Source organism: Cellulomonas triticagri (genome assembly GCF_003696205.1).
GTDB lineage: Bacteria > Actinomycetota > Actinomycetes > Actinomycetales > Cellulomonadaceae > Cellulomonas > Cellulomonas triticagri.
This window is the reverse complement of sequence record NZ_RFFI01000105.1, coordinates 1-15,262: the sequence shown is the minus strand read 5'-3', so window position 1 is coordinate 15,262 and position 15,262 is coordinate 1. Positions and strand designations below refer to the sequence as shown.

General features: G+C 75.5%; 11 protein-coding genes. 2 read left to right on the top strand and 9 right to left on the bottom strand.

Annotated features, from left to right (window positions below; translation table 11 throughout):
- From EBM89_RS16070 to EBM89_RS22220, 5 genes are all read right to left on the bottom strand, one after another.
- Positions 1 to 239, bottom strand: a 239-nt coding sequence (locus EBM89_RS16070; protein WP_439647194.1) for a DUF7059 domain-containing protein, incomplete at its 3' end; no start/stop codon positions are given.
- 109 nt (positions 240 to 348) lie between these two features.
- On the bottom strand, positions 349 to 1,005 hold the full coding sequence (locus tag EBM89_RS16065) for a histidine phosphatase family protein (protein WP_122150666.1): 657 nt from the start codon (positions 1,003 to 1,005) through the stop codon (positions 349 to 351).
- Positions 1,006 to 1,009: 4 nt separating this feature from the next.
- The gene (locus EBM89_RS16060; protein ID WP_122150665.1) at positions 1,010 to 1,447 is read right to left on the bottom strand and encodes a hypothetical protein; all 438 of its coding nucleotides are present in this window, start codon (positions 1,445 to 1,447) and stop codon (positions 1,010 to 1,012) included.
- A gap of 58 nt (positions 1,448 to 1,505) precedes the next feature.
- The gene (locus EBM89_RS16055) at positions 1,506 to 3,800 is read right to left on the bottom strand and encodes a sodium-translocating pyrophosphatase (protein ID WP_122150664.1); all 2,295 of its coding nucleotides are present in this window, start codon (positions 3,798 to 3,800) and stop codon (positions 1,506 to 1,508) included.
- A gap of 188 nt (positions 3,801 to 3,988) precedes the next feature.
- Positions 3,989 to 9,508 (bottom strand): GH92 family glycosyl hydrolase, encoded by a 5,520-nt coding sequence (locus EBM89_RS22220; protein WP_233571791.1) that lies wholly within the window; start codon positions 9,506 to 9,508, stop codon positions 3,989 to 3,991.
- A 287-nt stretch (positions 9,509 to 9,795) separates the two neighbouring features.
- Between EBM89_RS22220 and EBM89_RS16045 the strand changes: the two genes are divergently transcribed.
- Positions 9,796 to 10,074, top strand: coding sequence for a sigma-70 family RNA polymerase sigma factor (locus EBM89_RS16045; protein WP_158609695.1), 279 nt, complete (start codon positions 9,796 to 9,798; stop codon positions 10,072 to 10,074).
- On the opposite strand, the gene EBM89_RS16040 is transcribed toward EBM89_RS16045, so the two are convergent.
- From EBM89_RS16040 to EBM89_RS16020, 4 genes are all read right to left on the bottom strand, one after another.
- Positions 10,071 to 11,018: a GGDEF domain-containing protein gene (locus EBM89_RS16040; protein WP_122150662.1), complete on the bottom strand. Its 948-nt coding sequence runs from the start codon at positions 11,016 to 11,018 to the stop codon at positions 10,071 to 10,073. The genes EBM89_RS16045 and EBM89_RS16040 overlap by 4 nt on opposite strands.
- Before the next feature lie 121 nt (positions 11,019 to 11,139).
- Positions 11,140 to 11,475, bottom strand: coding sequence for an STAS domain-containing protein (locus EBM89_RS16035; protein ID WP_439647193.1), 336 nt, complete (start codon positions 11,473 to 11,475; stop codon positions 11,140 to 11,142).
- Between the two features lie 91 nt (positions 11,476 to 11,566).
- Positions 11,567 to 13,174 (bottom strand): 5-oxoprolinase subunit B/C family protein, encoded by a 1,608-nt coding sequence (locus EBM89_RS21385; RefSeq protein ID WP_158609694.1) that lies wholly within the window; start codon positions 13,172 to 13,174, stop codon positions 11,567 to 11,569.
- Positions 13,175 to 13,308: 134 nt separating this feature from the next.
- On the bottom strand, positions 13,309 to 14,082 hold the full coding sequence (locus tag EBM89_RS16020) for a LamB/YcsF family protein (RefSeq protein WP_122150660.1): 774 nt from the start codon (positions 14,080 to 14,082) through the stop codon (positions 13,309 to 13,311).
- A gap of 97 nt (positions 14,083 to 14,179) precedes the next feature.
- Here EBM89_RS16020 and EBM89_RS16015 point away from each other — a divergent pair.
- A partial coding sequence (locus EBM89_RS16015; protein ID WP_233571790.1) for a DEAD/DEAH box helicase occupies positions 14,180 to 15,262 on the top strand: 1,083 nt, incomplete at its 3' end.

Below are 15,262 nucleotides of genomic sequence, written 5' to 3'. Positions count from 1 at the left end.
GCCGCGGCCCGCACGGGCACGCCGAGCACGAACGCCCGCACCAGGGCCGCGCGCGGGTCGTCCCCGGCCGCGTCCGTCGCCAGCAGCGCGGGCACGGGCTCCTCGCGGTGCAGCGCCGCGGCGGCGACGGGGCCGAGCAGGTCCTCCACCCCGGGCACGGTGAACCCCGCGTCCGCGAGGTCGGCGCGCAGCGCCGCGACGAGAGCGGGGTCGACGGACGGTGCGGCGGGATCGGTCACCCGCCCATCCTCCCCGATCCCCGCCCGCGCCCCGCTCAGCCGCCGCACCCGCGCCGCTCCGGGAGGGGCCGGAGTGCGGGAGGGGCGAGGGGCAGGCGGGCAGGTGGGGTCAGAGCGGGAGGGGCTCGCCCGCGGGGCCGTCGCCCTGCGTGGGGGTGGCGTGCGGGACCAGGTGGTCCTGCCAGCGCGTCGCGTACCAGCCGCCCGCACCGTCCTCCTCGAGCGTGACGACGCCGGTGTTGTCGAGGGTCTGCACCACCTCGTCCCGCACGCCGAGGTTCGCGGCGCGGGTGATGGCCCACATCCGGATCATCGCGCCGTGGCTGACCAACGCCGCCACGGCCGCGCCCGACGCCCGGACCTCGTCCACGACCGCGTCGAACCGGGCGAGCGTCGCGCGTCCCGACTCGCCGCCGGGCATCACGGCGTCCAGGTCGCCGTCCGCCCACGCCATCATCGTGCCCAGGTACTGCAGCACCGCGTCGTCGTCGGTGCGCATCTCCAGGTCCCCGGCGATCACCTCGCGCAGCCCGGCCCGCACCTCGACCCGCAGCCCGTGCGGCGCCGCCAGCGCCGCCGCGGTCTGCTGGGTCCGGGTCAGGACCGACGCGTACACCGCGTCCAGCGGCTCGGTGGCGAGGACGGTGCCGACGGCCTCGGCCTGCCGCTGCCCCTCGTCCGTCAGCGGCGCACCGGGCTCCGCGGTGTCGAGGGCCCGGATCAGGTTGGACCCGGTCTGCCCGTGCCGGACGAGGTGCAGCCGCACGCGCTCAGGCCTCGCAGTTCTCGGCGAAGAAGGTGCTGAGGTTGTCGCTCGCGGCGGTGAGGTCGTCGGAGTCCGCCTGCTCGGAGAACTCGGTGAGCGCCGCGAGGAACGCCTCCTGGTCGGTCGGGTCGATCTCCTGCAGCGAGTCGTCGAGCTCGCCGAACGTCGTCGTGAAGACCTCCCAGTCGGCGGCGATCTCCTCGGGGGCCTCGAGGTCCTCGAAGCCGTCGCGCGCCGCGGAGATCGCGTCGGCGAACGCCTGGGGGTCGTTCGCGAGCTCCCCGGCGGCCGTCATCTCGGCGGTGGCGTCCTCGCCGCCCTGGCAGAACGCCTCGGTGTCGCCGCCGCCGGAGCAGGCGGCGAGCGGGACCAGCAGCCCGCCGAGCGCGAGGCCCGTCAGCAGGCGGCGGGGACGGGTCGGGGCGGTGCGCGGCGAGGTCATGCCGCCCAGCCTGCCGGACGCGCGCCCACCCGTCGAGGCGGGCGGGCGCGCGTGCGCGTCAGGCGGGCAGGCCGACCTCGCGCTCCAGGCGCTCCTCGGCGTCGACCCGGGCGGCCCGCAGCCGGGACGCGATGACCGCCCCGAACGCCACGGCCGCCGCGAGCAGCGCGATGCCGATGCGCAGCACCGGGTTCGCGTCGTCCCCGATGCTCACGGCCACCACCGCGGGGGCGATGAGCAGCGCGACCAGGTTCATCACCTTGATCAGCGGGTTGATCGCCGGCCCTGCGGTGTCCTTGAACGGGTCGCCGACGGTGTCGCCGATGACGACGGCCGCGTGCGCGGGCGAGCCCTTGCCGCCGTACCGGCCGTCCTCGACGAGCTTCTTCGCGTTGTCCCACGTGCCGCCGGAGTTCGCCAGGAACACCGCCATGAGCACACCGGTGCCGATGGCGCCCGCGAGGAACCCGGCCAGCGGGCCGATGCCGAGCCCGAACCCGACCGCCACCGGCGCGGACGCCGCCAGCAGACCGGGGGTCGCGAGCTCCCGCAGCGAGTCGCGGGTGCAGATGTCGACGACCTTGCCGTACTCCGGGCGCTCGGTGCCGGACATGATCCCGGGGTGCTCGCGGAACTGGCGGCGCACCTCGAACACGATCGCGCCCGCCGCCCGCGTCACCGCGTCCACCGCCAGGCCGGAGAACAGGAACACGGTCGCCCCGCCGAGGATCACCCCGACCAGCGTCACCGGGCTGATCACCTGGTAGTCCGTCATCGCGAGCACGATGTCGCCCGGGACCTCCGACAGCGTCAGCCGCGACACCGCCCCGGCCACCGCGTCGGCGTACGAGCCGAACAGCGCCGTCGCCGCGAGCACGGCCGTCGCGATGGCGATGCCCTTGGTGACGGCCTTCGTCGTGTTCCCGACGGCGTCCAGGTCCGTGAGGATCTGCGCCGCGTCCTCGGTGGCGTCGCCCGACATCTCCGCGATGCCCTGCGCGTTGTCGCTCACCGGCCCGAAGGTGTCCATCGCGACGATCACACCCACCGTGGTCAGCAGCCCGCAGCCCGCGAGCGCCACCAGGAACAGCGCCAGCGCGATCGACCCGCCCGCCAGCAGGAACACCCCGCAGATCGCCGCCGCGATGATCCCGGCGGTGTACACCGCGGACTCGAAGCCCACGCCGATGCCGGACAGCACCACCGTCGCCGCGCCGGTCTGGGAGGTGCGGGCCACGTGGATCGTCGGCTTCGACGTCGTGCCCGTGAAGTACCCGGTGACCCACAGGATCAGCCCGGCGAGCACCACGCCGATCGCGACCGCCCCGGCGGCGACCAACCGCGGGTCCCCGTCGTCGGCCCCCAGCCCCGCCGTGCCCGCCAGGTCCGTGAACGACGACGGCAGGTAGACGAACGCCGCGACCGCCGACAGCACCGCCCCGGCGACCGCCGCGATGGCGAAGCCCCGGTTGATGGCCGTCAGCCCGCTCTCCGAGCCCCGCACCCGCGTCACCAGGACGCCCAGCGCCGCGACGACCGCGCCGATGGCCGTCACCACGAGCGGGAACACCAGCCCCTGCTCGCCGAACGCCGCCCGGCCCAGGATCAGCGCCGCCACCAGGGTCACCGCGTAGGACTCGAACAGGTCCGCCGCCATGCCCGCGCAGTCGCCGACGTTGTCGCCCACGTTGTCCGCGATCGTCGCCGCGTTGCGGGGATCGTCCTCGGGAATCCCCTGCTCGACCTTGCCGACGAGGTCCGCGCCGACGTCGGCCGCCTTGGTGAAGATGCCGCCGCCGACCCGCATGAACATCGCGAGCAACGCCGCCCCGAACCCGAAGCCCTCCAGCACCGCCGGCGCGTCGCCCCGGTACAGCAGCACGACGCCGGCCGCGCCCAGCAGCCCGAGCCCGACGACCGACATCCCGACGACCCCGCCGGTGCGCAGCGCGATCCGCGCCCCCTCGGCCCGGCCCCCCGGCAGGTTCGCGGCCGCCGCGACCCGGACGTTCGCCCGCGTCGCCAACCACATCCCCAGGTACCCGATGGACGCGGAGAACCCCGCACCCACCAGGAAGAACACCGACCGGCCGATCTTCACGCCCGCGTCGCCCGGCAGCAGGAACAGCAACGCGAACACCACCACCGCGAACAGCACCAGCGTGCGCAGCTGCCGCGACAGGTACGCCGACGCCCCCTCCTGCACCGCCGCGGCGATGGCCCGCATCGACGCGGTCCCCTCGTCCGCGGCGAGCACCTGGCGTCTGAGCACCACCGCCACCACCAGCGCCGCGAGCGCCACGGCGGCGATCACGGAGACGACCAGCAGGCTTCCCGACCCGAGCTCGACCATGCATCCTCCTCGGACGCGGCGCTCGGCCCTCCCCCGGGTCGGACGCCGGTTGCACGCCGCTCCGTCGCCGCGTGAGGCGGCCACTGTAGCCAGAGAACCGGCGCGCGCGTGGGGAGAACGACGTGACACCCGTGGCCGCAGACCCGGGCGGGACCGGTTCGCCGCCGGTCCCGCCCGAGCCTCCTGCGTCAGGCCCGGCGCCGCCGGACCACGACCGCGGCCGTGCCGAGCAGCACGAGCAGCAGCGCGGCCGCGGCGAGCGGCAGCGCTGTCGACCCGGTGACGGCGAGCCCGCCGGGCCCGCTCCGACCCCCCGCTGCGGTGACGGTGACCTCGGACCAGCCGATCAGGGTGCCGTCGGCGCGGGTGACCGCGAGACGGTGCTGACCGGCAGGAGTGTCCGCCGGGATGCGGAACCGCACCTGGCCCGACGCGTCGACCGTGGCGAGACCGAGGTCGACAGGCTCGGAGAACAGCCAGCCGCGGACCTGCTCCCCGGCGTACGCGGTGCCGACGGTCACGACGACCGTCCCGCCCGCGCGCACCGGACCCGCGATCGCGACACCACCCCGGGCGGCGTCGACGAGGGCGTCGGGCGAGGGAGCGACCGGCGCACCCGGCGTCCCCGGCCCAACAGGGCCGCCTGGCGTGCCGGGCCCACCCGGGGTCCCCGGACCACCAGGCTCACCGGGGTTCCCCGGCTCGCCAGGCTCCCCCGGCTCACCAGGCTCACCCGGCGCTCCCCCGTCGGCCCGCAGCACGGTCACCCGGTCGAGCGCGATGGTCCCGCCGTCGAGCCGCAGGCTGACGGTGGGTGCCCACCCGGTGATCTGGTCGTGGGTCATCGTGAGGTCGAGCATCCCGGACCGGATCGGCGACCAGACCCCGTCGCGCTCGACCCAGGAGGTGAGCTCGCCGTGGTCGACCACGCTGGCGAACCGCACGCCGGGCTCCCAGGCCACGGCCCGGTCCCCGACGCCCTGGGACAGCCCCCGGTTCTGCCCGTCCACCACGACGTCGATGCCGCCGCGGGACCGGGTGTGGTTGAACCAGGAGTGCGCCCGGTTGCCCGGTCCGTCGGTGAGGCCGACGAACAGGCTGTCCTCGGACGCGCCGGTCCCCGCCATGGCGGCGGGCTCGACGACGACCGCGATCCGGTCGGAGGCGTCGACGGGGACGGCGACGTGGCTCCAGCTGCGGGAGGTGGCGGTGGCGGTGAGGACCCCGGCGCCGGTGTCGACCGCGACGGTCGCGGACGGCTCGGTGACGTCGCCGGTCACGGTGTACTCGCCGAGCCGGTCGGTGCTGAAGTCGTCGTCCCAGACGACCTCGCCGAACGTCTCGTCGTCGAACGCCGCGCCGCTGGGGTGCTGCGTGTTGACGGGCGCGACACCGGGGCCGGGCACGGCGGTGCCGGGCTCGGTGACCCACTTGGCTCCGTCGGCGCGCTTGGTGATGGTGAACGCGTCGAGCTCGTCGCCGACGGAGACCGTGGCCGCGCCGCCGGGGCGGGTGTAGGTGACGACCGAGGAGTAGCGCAGCGTGTCGCCGTCCACGGTGATCGCCTGGTAGGTGGAGGTGTCCTGGGCCCGCACGACGGCGACGGCCCCGTTCCGGTTCCAGATGTGGTCGTCGCCGGTGGGCAGCGTGTACTGCTTCTGCCCGGCGTTGGAGACGACGTAGACCGGTCCGGCGCTGACGCCGGGCAGGTCGGTGCCGGTGGACCCGTGGTAGCCGCGGCCGTAGGTGTGGTCGTGGCCCTGGAGCACGAGGTCGACGTTGCGCCGCTCGAGGACGGGCAGGACGTACTGCCGCCAGTCGGCCTCGTCGCGCAGCCCGTTGCCGGACACCCCGGTGGAGAACACCGGCTGGTGGGCCAGCACGACGCTCCACTCGTGCGGGTTCTCGCGCAGCACCCGGTCGAGCCAGGTGGCCTGCGCGGTCATCCACGCCTTGCGCCCGGTGTCGCACGAGGACGACGAACCCGCGGGCTGGACGATCGTGCAGATGTCGTCGCGGTTGGCGTTGAGGTTCACGAACCGCACGCCCTGGTAGTCCGTGACGTACACGGTGTCCTTGAGGACCCGCGCCAGGTGCTCGCCGTACTCGGCGGCGTACTCCCCCGCGTCGGACGGGACGGGCCCGTTGGCGTCGTACTCGAAGGAGTCGGTGTAGGTCTCGATCCGCGGCTGCCCGCCGATCTCGTGGTTGCCGAGGGTGGTGAGGACGTTGGTGCGGTCGCCGAAGCCCTCGATGCCCGCGAACCAGTCCGTCCACTCCTGCTCGTTCGTGGCGGTGTTCACCAGGTCGCCGGCGTAGAGGCCGAGCGCGGCGTCGGGGTGCGCGGCGAGCGCCGCGTCCACGGTGCCGGGCCAGACGGTGTCGATGCCCTCCTGCGCGTCCCCGAAGTACAGGAACGTGAACGGGTCGGCGTCGGCGGACGGGGTGGTGAACGAGTGCCACCCGCTGACGGCGTCGCCGGACCGCACGCGGTACTCGTAGTCCGTCCCGGGCGTCAGGCCCTCGATCCGGGCGCTGTGGCTGCGGGCGGGGTAGCCGTCGACGGTGCGCTCGGGCTGCTGCACGGCCGGCACGGTGCGGCTGGCGCCGCCGGCAGGCCGGACTTCCACGTCGCCCGTCAGCGGAAGTGCGCTCCGCGACCGCCAGGTGACGTGCTGCGAGGTCGCCGGGTCCGCCGTCGGGTTGAGGACGATCCGCTCGGGCGTCCCGGTGGGCGCGTCGGGGTCGGTCCACTCCCCGGCCAGCAGCGCGACGTCGAAGACGTGCATGACGCCCTGGTCCGTGCCGAGCGGCAGCCGCACGGCGGCGACGGTCTTCGTGGCGTCGAGCGTCACCGGGCGGGTGCCGAACACCCGGAAGGTGCCGGTGCCCGTGCCGTTGGCGCCGTTGTTGCGGCCCTGCACCTCGACGAGCGTGCTGCTGCCCGCGCCGGGCGCGGCCGCCCAGTCGGTGAGCTCCACGGTGACGTCCTGGGTGCTGCCGTCGGTGTACTCGACCACGGCGGTGCCGGTGGCCGGGCCGTTCGTGGCGAGGCCGAGGAACGACACGGCGCCCGCCTGCGCGTCGGCGAGGTCGATCCGCTGGCCGTGCGGGATCCAGTTGTCGGGCTCGCCGGGCGCGGTGTCCGGCCAGGTGAACACGACGCCGGTGTCGCCGTGCGGGATCTGCGCGCCCGGGGCAGCACCCGCGGCGGCGAGGGTCTCGCGGGAGAACGACCAGTCGGACAGGTCCATGGAGCCGAGCTCGCCGCGACCGTCCGGGGTGGTGCCGATGTTGTTCCGGGCGTCGATCCCGTCGGTGTACGACGGCGGGACGTCGTCCGCCCCCATGCCCCAGGTGCCGGGCGTGGCGCCCATGGTGAAGTCGAGGCGACCGCCGTCGCGGACCAGGTCCGCGCCGACCCAGGACGCCGTCTGCGGGACGCCGTCCACCGCGAGCCCGGTGGTGTACCGGTTCGTGCTGCTGGCTCCGGGCGCGGCGAGGGTGATCGTCCGGTCGGAGCCGACCGGGTCGATGACGACGTGCTCGAACATCGGCGCGGTGACGACGAGGTCGCCGGTGCCGTAGACCGCCGGGTAGACGCCGAGCACCGCGAACGCGTACCAGGCGCTCAGCGAGCCCTGGTCGTCGTTGCCGGGCAGGCCGGACGGGGTGGTGTCGTACATCTCGGTGGTCGCGCGGTAGAGCACGTCCGTGGCGTCGTGCGGCGCGCCGAGCCAGCTGTAGACCCACGGGGTGTTCATTGCGGGCTGGTTGGACAGGTAGTTGCCAGTCTTGTCGTAGGCGCCGGCGTCCAGGTCCGCCATGAGGGTGTCGAGCGCGGCGGCCGACGCCTCGACGCCGCCGCGGCGCTCGATCAGGGTGCCGAGGTTGTGCGGGACCATCCAGCCGTACTGGAACCCGGTGGACTGGTTGAACTGGCCGCGACCGGCGCCGTCCTCGCGGACCCGCAGGTTCATCGACCGGTCGAACCCGGTGCGCTCGCGCGGCCGGATGTGCTGCGTCTGCGGGTCGAAGACGTTCAGCCAGCTCTGCGAGCGGGCCATGAACCGCTGGTAGGCGTCCTCGTCGCCGAGGCTGCGCGCCAGGCGCGCGATGGCGAAGTCGTCCACGGAGTACTCGAGCACCCGGGACGTCGCGAAGTCGTTCTTGCGGTTCTCGATCATGCCGGTGGCGAAGTACTGGAACGCGTCGGTGCGGTCGGAGCCGGACGCGGGCAGCACCTGGGTGCTCAGCATCCCGGCGAGCGCCGTCTCGCGGTCCCAGTCGGTGATGCCCATGTCGTCGAGCGTCGCGAGCATGACCTGCAGGCTGTCGCCCTGCATGCGCGCGGCCCCGGGCTGCCAGCCGCCGGTCTGCTCGTGCAGCAGCACGATGGACTGGGCGATGTCGGCCGCGACCTCGGGGAACGTCAGCGCGATGAGCTGCACCTGGCTGCGGTACATGTCCCAGCCCGACCCGGCGAAGTTCTGGTAGAAGTCCCGGCCGGGCTCGACCTGGTGCACCTGGCCGTCGTAGCCCAGGTACTCGCCGTTGGCGTCGTTGCGGACGTTCGGGTGCAGCATCGCGTGGTACAGCGCCGTGTAGAGCTTCGTGCGCTCCTCGGTGCTGCCGCCGGTCGCGGCGACGGTGCCGAGCGCGCCCTCCCACGCGGTGCGCGCGGCGGCCCGGACGTCGTCGAAGCCCGCGACCCCGACCTCGGCGTCGCGGTTGGCGGCGGCGTTGTCGATGCTGACGTAGCTCAGGCCGGTGCGGGCGGTGACCTGCGTGCCGGGGGCGAACGTCACCCACGCGCCGGTGTCGTGCCGGAAGTCCGCGCCGGTGTCGTCGCTGGACTTCGTCGCGGTCGCCGAGCCCGCCGTGACCGCGCCGCTGTTCCACGTCCCGTAGGACGCGAACGGCTGGTCGTACGTGGTCGAGAAGTACGCGCGGTAGTAGTTGCCGTTGTCGCAGATGTCCGCGCCGCGCATCCAGCCCGTGACGGTGCTGGTCGCCGCGTCCACGGTGACCTCGCTGCCCTGAACGCGGTTGTTCGCGCCCGAGACGTCGAGCAGCAGCGTCGCGTCGCCCTCGGCGGGGAAGGTGAACCGGCTGACCGCCGTGCGCTGCGTCGCCGTCAGCTCGGTGGTCACGCCGTTGCCGGTCAGCACGGAGTAGTAGCCGGGCTCGGCCACCTCGTCGTCGTGCGAGAAGTCGAGGAAGTAGTCCCGGAGCGACGCGTCGGGGTCGCTCGGCAGGGCGCCGTCGAGCAGCGCACCCGTGTACGGGATCGTCGGGAACTCGTAGCCGCCGAACCGCTGGTGGCAGCCGGAGCCGGAGTACCGGGTCATGCCGAAGCCGCGGATCTGGTCGGCCGTGTACTCGTAGCCGCCCTTCTCCTGCACCAGGCCGTTGGTCTCGCCGCGCTTGTAGGTCGTGGGGCTGGGCTGGACCATCCCGAACGGGACCGCGGCCCCGGGGAAGGTGTTGCCGTACGCGTCGTTGCTCTTGTTCTGCGTGGTGTCGAGCTCGGTGCCGATGAAGGGGTCGACGGCGTCGAACGGGGTGACGTCGGCCGCCGCGGCGCTCGGCAGCGGCAGGGCGCCCGCGGCCGGCAGCAGGGTCAGGGCCAACGCCCCCGCCAGGACCGCGGCGGTGCGGGAGACCGACGCGCGCCGACGGGCGGCGCGCGGGGGTGATGCGGACATGGGTGTCCTCTCTCAGCGGGCTGGGAACTCACTGAGTCTTCGGAGCCGTGGTGAAGTCACCATGGCGGTTCCGGCGGCGATCGGGTGAATTCCCGGTGACCTGCGGCTTCACCCGCGTGTGCTACGGGAAGCGTTGTCCCGGCCGGGCGTCGAGGTTGACGAGATCGAGGCGGCTGGTGCGCGGACCACTGCGCCGGACGGGTGAACCTCCGGCGCCGCACCCAACGTCCGACCGCCGCCGGGCGTCCACCCTCATGACGGCACCGCACGTCCACGAGGGGGGAGCCATGACGATGTCAGCCGCGCAGCCGCAGGGGGTCTGCGCGACGGACTGGGGGGACGCGCTCAGCACCCTGGTGCACGACCGGGGTGCCGCGCTCGTCCGCTACGCCGTCGAGGTCACCGGCAGCAGCCGGGAGGCCGAGGACGTGTGGCAGGAGGCGCTGGTGCGGGCGCTGGCCCGCGGGCTGCGCGCCCGCACCGCGCCCGGACCGGACGTCGAGACCGAGGTCCGGCGCGCGATCGTCGACGCCCACCGCGGGCGCCGCACGGCCGTCGCGGGCTAGAGCGGCGCCACCACCGGGACCGGCTCCGCGCGGCGCACCAGCATCCGGCGCTGCGCCTCCTGGACCAGGGCGTCCGCGTCAGCCGCGCCCGGCGTCGACACCACCACCGCCGTCCGCACCCCCGGCTCGTCCGGCGTCTGCGGGGCCAGCGCCCGGCCGATGCCGTCCAGCACCGCCGTCACCTGCACCTCCGCGCGGTCGTCCGGGACGTTCGGCAGCAGCACGACGACGAGGAACTCGTCGCTGCCGGTCCGCCCGACCATCGCACCCTCCGGCGCCCCCGCGCGCAGCCGCTGCGCGAGCAGCCGCAGCAGCGCGTCACCGGCCGCCCCGCCGAACCGCGCGTTCACCCGCGCGAAGCCGATCACGTCCGCCTGCACCAGCAGCAGCCGACGGCGGCTCCCCACCAGCAGGCGCGCCCACTCCCGCGCCGTGTGCAGCACCAGCTCACGGCCCGGCAGCCGGGTCAGCGGGTCGTGCAGCGACCGCTCCGACAGCGCCGCCACCAGCGCCCGCACCAGGTCCGACGTCGCCACCGCACCCCACGTGCCCGAGCGCACCAGCACGTCGTCGTACCGGGTCTCGTCCGACCGCTCCATCGCGCGCGTCGCCGACTCCACCACCCCCGTCGCCTCGTCCACCACCAGCGGCGACCAGTCCGCGACGTCCCCCACCGGCCGACGCGCCAGCACCGCGCGCCCGTAGCCCAGGCGCCCCGTCTGCGCGTCCGCGAACCGCGCCCGCGACACCATGCCGACCGCCCCGTCCGCCGGGTCCAGCACCGCCAGGCACGGCAGGTGCGGCGAGCGGAACAGCACCTCGACCTCGCTCATCGGCAGGTCGCGCTCCACCACCGCGACGGGGACGGCGATCTCCCCCACGGAGCGGTGCACGCCACCCACGGCGCGGGAGGTGCGGACCAGCAGGTCGATGTCGTTCGGCACGAGCCGTATCGTGCGGGACCCGCGACCGCCCGCCACGTCGCAGAGCGCGCCCGGGAGGCAGAGTTCCCCGGTCGTTCACCGGAGGGTCGCCCCCGTACCGCCGACCGGGCGACACCCGCCGTCAGTCGACCGGCTGCCCCGCGAGCGCCTCGTCCACCGTCTCCACGATCGTGAACACCTGCGTCAGCGCCGTGATGCGGAAGACCTTCAGCAGCCGCTCCGAGTCGATCACGAGCTGCAGCCGCCCGTCCGCCCCGCGCACCCGCTTCAGCACCCCCACCAGCAGGCCCAGGCCGGTGGAGTCCATGAACCGGACCTCCGTCAGGTTCACGACCAGGTCCACGTGCCCGGCGTCCACCAGCGACGTCAGCCGCTCACGCAGGGTGGGCGCCGTGTACACGTCGATCTCGCCGGTCACGTCCACGACCGTCCGACCCTCGACGGTCCTGCTCGACACGCTCACGTCCACCTGGGCTCCCCTCGCCTGGGAGCATTCAAACAGACCGAGCGTCCGGCACCAGGGTCATGGCTCCTGTGTCCCCGCCAGGTCACCCGCTCCCCGGCACCAGCAGCACCCGGTCACCCGGGCGCAGCTGCGCCGCCGCGTCCCGCGCCCCCGGTGTCAGCACCGCCACGACCGGGTACCCACCCGTGACCGGGTGATCAGCACCGAACACCACCGGCAGGCCGTCCGGCGGCACCTGCACGGCACCCGGCACGACCGGCTCGGACGGCAGCTCGCCGCCCTCGACGCGCACCACCGGCGCGCCCTCCAGCCGCAGCGCGACCCGGTCGCTCGCGGGGGACACCACGTACGGGGAAACCCCCAGGGCGTCGAGCGCCCCCGCCGCGAACCACTCCGGACGCGGACCCGGCAGCACCGGCAGCCGCACCGGCTCCCCGGCGCGCGGCCACACCCGCGGCGAGTCCGGCCACGGCTGCGCCGCCTCGTGCGCTGCACCCCCGACGGGCAGGACGTCGCCCGGCTCCAACGGGGCCGGCCCGATCCCCGCCAGCCGGTCCGCCGACCGCGACCCCAGCACCTCGGGCACCGCCACACCCCCGCGCACCGCGACGTAGAGCCGCAGGCCCCGCGACGCGGACCCCGCGACCAGCACCCCGCCCGGCGGCACCCGCACCGCCTGGTGCGCCGGCACCGGCACGCCGTCGACCGCCACCGGCACCTCCGCGCCCGCGAGCGCGACGACGCCCCCGCCCGGGAACGCGAGCACCGCGCCACCCAGCAGGACCTCCAGCGCCGCGGCGCCCGGGGCGTTGCCGACCAGGCGGTTCGCCCGGCGCAGGGCGCCCGCGTCCGCCGCACCCGAGCGGCCCACGCCGACGGCCGCGAGGCCGGGACGGCCCGCGTCCTGGACCAGGGCGAGCGGGCCCGTGGCCCGGACCTCGACGGTGACGGGGGTCGTGACGGTGACCGGGGGCTCGGGGGCGGCCACGGGCTCGGCGGCGGCTGCGGGGCTGGCCGGATCGGGGGCCTCGGACGGCGTGGGCGCGAACCGCACGCGCGTCCCGGGGACGAGCAGCGCGGGCGGGTCCCGGTCCACGTCGAACAGCGGGACGTCGCACGTCCCCAGCAGCCGCCACCCGCCGGGGGTCGCCGCCGGGTACACGGCGGCGAACTCCCCCGCCACGGCGACCGCTCCCGCGGGGACCCGCGTGCGCGGCGACGACCGGCGCGGGACGTGCAGCGCCGGGTCGAGGCCGGTCAGGTAGGCGAACCCCGGCATGAAGCCCCCGAACGCGACCGTGTAGGTCGCGGCGGTGTGCCGCCGGACCACCTCCGCGACGTCGAGCCCGGTCAGCCCGGCGACCTCGTCCAGGTCGGGGCCGTCGTACACCACGGGGAGCACGACGAGCGGTGCCTCGTCGGTCCTGTCGTCCGACGGGATCGACGGGGTCGCTGCTGCTGCGGGCGCCGCGGGTCCCGAGGGCGCGACCTGGCGGAGCGTCTCGGTGATCCAGTCGCGGGCGGCGTCGACGCGGGACGGCCCCGACAACCGGACGAGCAGCGTCCGGGCCGCCGGGACCACGTCGACCACGCCGGGCAGCGGGTGGGCGCGGAGCCGGTCGTCCAGCGCCCGGACCGCGGCGAGGTCGGGCAGGTCGACCAGCAGGGCGTCCGAGCCGTACGTCTGCACGCGCGCGGGTGCCGGGTCGGAGAGTGCCGGGTCCGCGGGCGCCGGTGCGCGCGTCGCGCCAGGCAGGGCCTCAGCGGAGTGCGACGCCTCCGGAGCGTCCGGAGCGTCCGGCACGAGGGGACCCGGACCGGACGTCACGGCGCCACGGGCCGCAGGTCGATGCCCGCCGCCTCCAGAGCGGCCCGCACCGCCCGGGCGACCGGGACCGCGCCGGGGGTGTCGGAGTGCACGCAGAGCGACTGGGCGTCGACCGCCACGTCCGTGCCGTCGACGGCCGTGACCAGCCCGTCGCGGGCCATCCGGACGGCGCGGGCGGCGGCCTCGTCCGGGTCGGTGACCAGCGACCCGGCGCTGCCCCGCGGCGCGAGGGTGCCGTCGGCGCGGTACCCGCGGTCCACGAACGCCTCCGTCACGGTGCGCAGCCCCGCCTCCGCCGCGTGCCGGAGCACCGCCGAGCCCGGCAGGCCCACCAGCGCGAGCCCGGCGTCGGCCCCGGCGACCCCCCGGACCACGGCGAGCGCCTGGTCCTCGTCCCGGACGACCCGGTTGTACAGGGCGCCGTGCGGCTTCACGTACCCGACCCGGGCGCCCACCGACCGGGCCACGGCCTGCAACGCGCCGACCTGGTAGGCGACCTCGGCGGCGAGGACGTCCGCGGGGACGTCGAGCGGGCGGCGCCCGAACCCGACCAGGTCCCGGTACCCGACGTGCGCCCCCACCGCGACGCCCCGACCGGCAGCCGTGCGGCAACGCGCCGCCATGATGGCGGGGTCCCCGGCGTGGAACCCGCACGCGACGTTCGCGCTGGTCACGAGGGCGAGCAGGGCGTCGTCCGCGCCGGGGTCGCCCAGCGTCCAGGCGCCGTACCCCTCGCCGAGGTCGCAGTTCAGGTCGATGTGCGTGGCCACGCCCCCATCCTGCCGGTGGTCGACCGCGGGCGCGCCGACGCGGTGCGCCCGGCGGGCGTGGCACGGACATCCCGCGGGCAGGGGCGAGGATGGTGCCGTGGTCCGGACCGGTGAGCTGCTCGACGTCCTGCTCGCCGGTGGGCGACGGGCCGACCGGCTGACGCACGTCCGGCACCTGCCCGCCCGGGAGGGCGTCCCCGCGGACTGGCCGACCTGGGCCGACGCCGACCTCGTCGCCGGGTACCGGGCGCTGGGCGTCGACCGGCCCTGGCAGCACCAGGCCGACGCCGCCGAAGCCGCGTGGTCCGGGCGGCACACGGTGCTGTCGACGTCGACCGGGTCGGGCAAGTCGCTCGCGTTCTGGCTGCCGTCGCTGTCCGCGGTGCGCGCGCACGCAGCCGCCCGCACCCTCGACCCGGGACGGATCGAGTCGGTCACCCGACGCGGCTCGGTGCTGTACCTCTGCCCCACGAAGGCCCTGGCCGCCGACCAGCGGCACGCCCTGGACCGGCTGCTCGCCGCGTCGGGCACCCGCGACGTCCGCGTCTCGACGTGCGACGGCGACTCGGCGCAGGAGGAGCGGCGCTGGGTCCAGGAGCACGCCGACGTGGTGCTGACCAACCCGGACTTCCTGCACTTCGCCCTGCTGCCCCAGCACCGCCGGTGGGCGCGGCTGCTCGGGTCGCTGCGCTACGTGGTGCTGGACGAGTGCCACGCGTTCCGCGGGGTGTTCGGGGCGCACGTCGCCGCGGTCCTGCGGCGCCTGCGCCGCGTCGCGGGGACCTACGGCGCGGATCCCGTGTTCCTGCTGGCCTCCGCGACGACCGCCGAGCCGGCCGCGAGCGCGGCACGCCTCGTCGGTGTCCGGCCCGAGGACGTGGTCGCGGTGTCCGCCGACGCGTCGCCCGCCGGGCGCAAGACCGTGGCGCTGTGGCAGCCCGCGGAGGTGCCCGCCGCCGAGGGGCCGTGGAGCGGGCTGCTGCCCGAGGACGACCCGTGGGCACTGCCGCTGGACGGTCCCCCGGTCGATGTGGACCGGCACGAGGCCCGGGCCGCCGAGGTCGAGCCGGACGGGGCGGCGGGCGAGGACGCGGCCGACGCGCCGGGCCGCGCGGCGCCCGCGTCGCAGGACCCCGCGTCCCGGGAACCCGCGGCGCCGAGTACCGCGGCGCCGGACCCT

What these genes read in the sequence shown, in the direction of transcription:
- EBM89_RS22220 (WP_233571791.1), bottom strand. Translation starts at nt 9,508, where the DNA reads ATGTCCGCATCACCCCCGCGCGCCGCCCGTCGGCGCGCGTCGGTCTCC.
- EBM89_RS16055 (WP_122150664.1), bottom strand. Translation starts at nt 3,800, where the DNA reads ATGGTCGAGCTCGGGTCGGGAAGCCTGCTGGTCGTCTCCGTGATCGCC.
- EBM89_RS16060 (WP_122150665.1), bottom strand. Translation starts at nt 1,447, where the DNA reads ATGACCTCGCCGCGCACCGCCCCGACCCGTCCCCGCCGCCTGCTGACG.
- EBM89_RS16045 (WP_158609695.1), top strand. Translation starts at nt 9,796, where the DNA reads ATGACGATGTCAGCCGCGCAGCCGCAGGGGGTCTGCGCGACGGACTGG.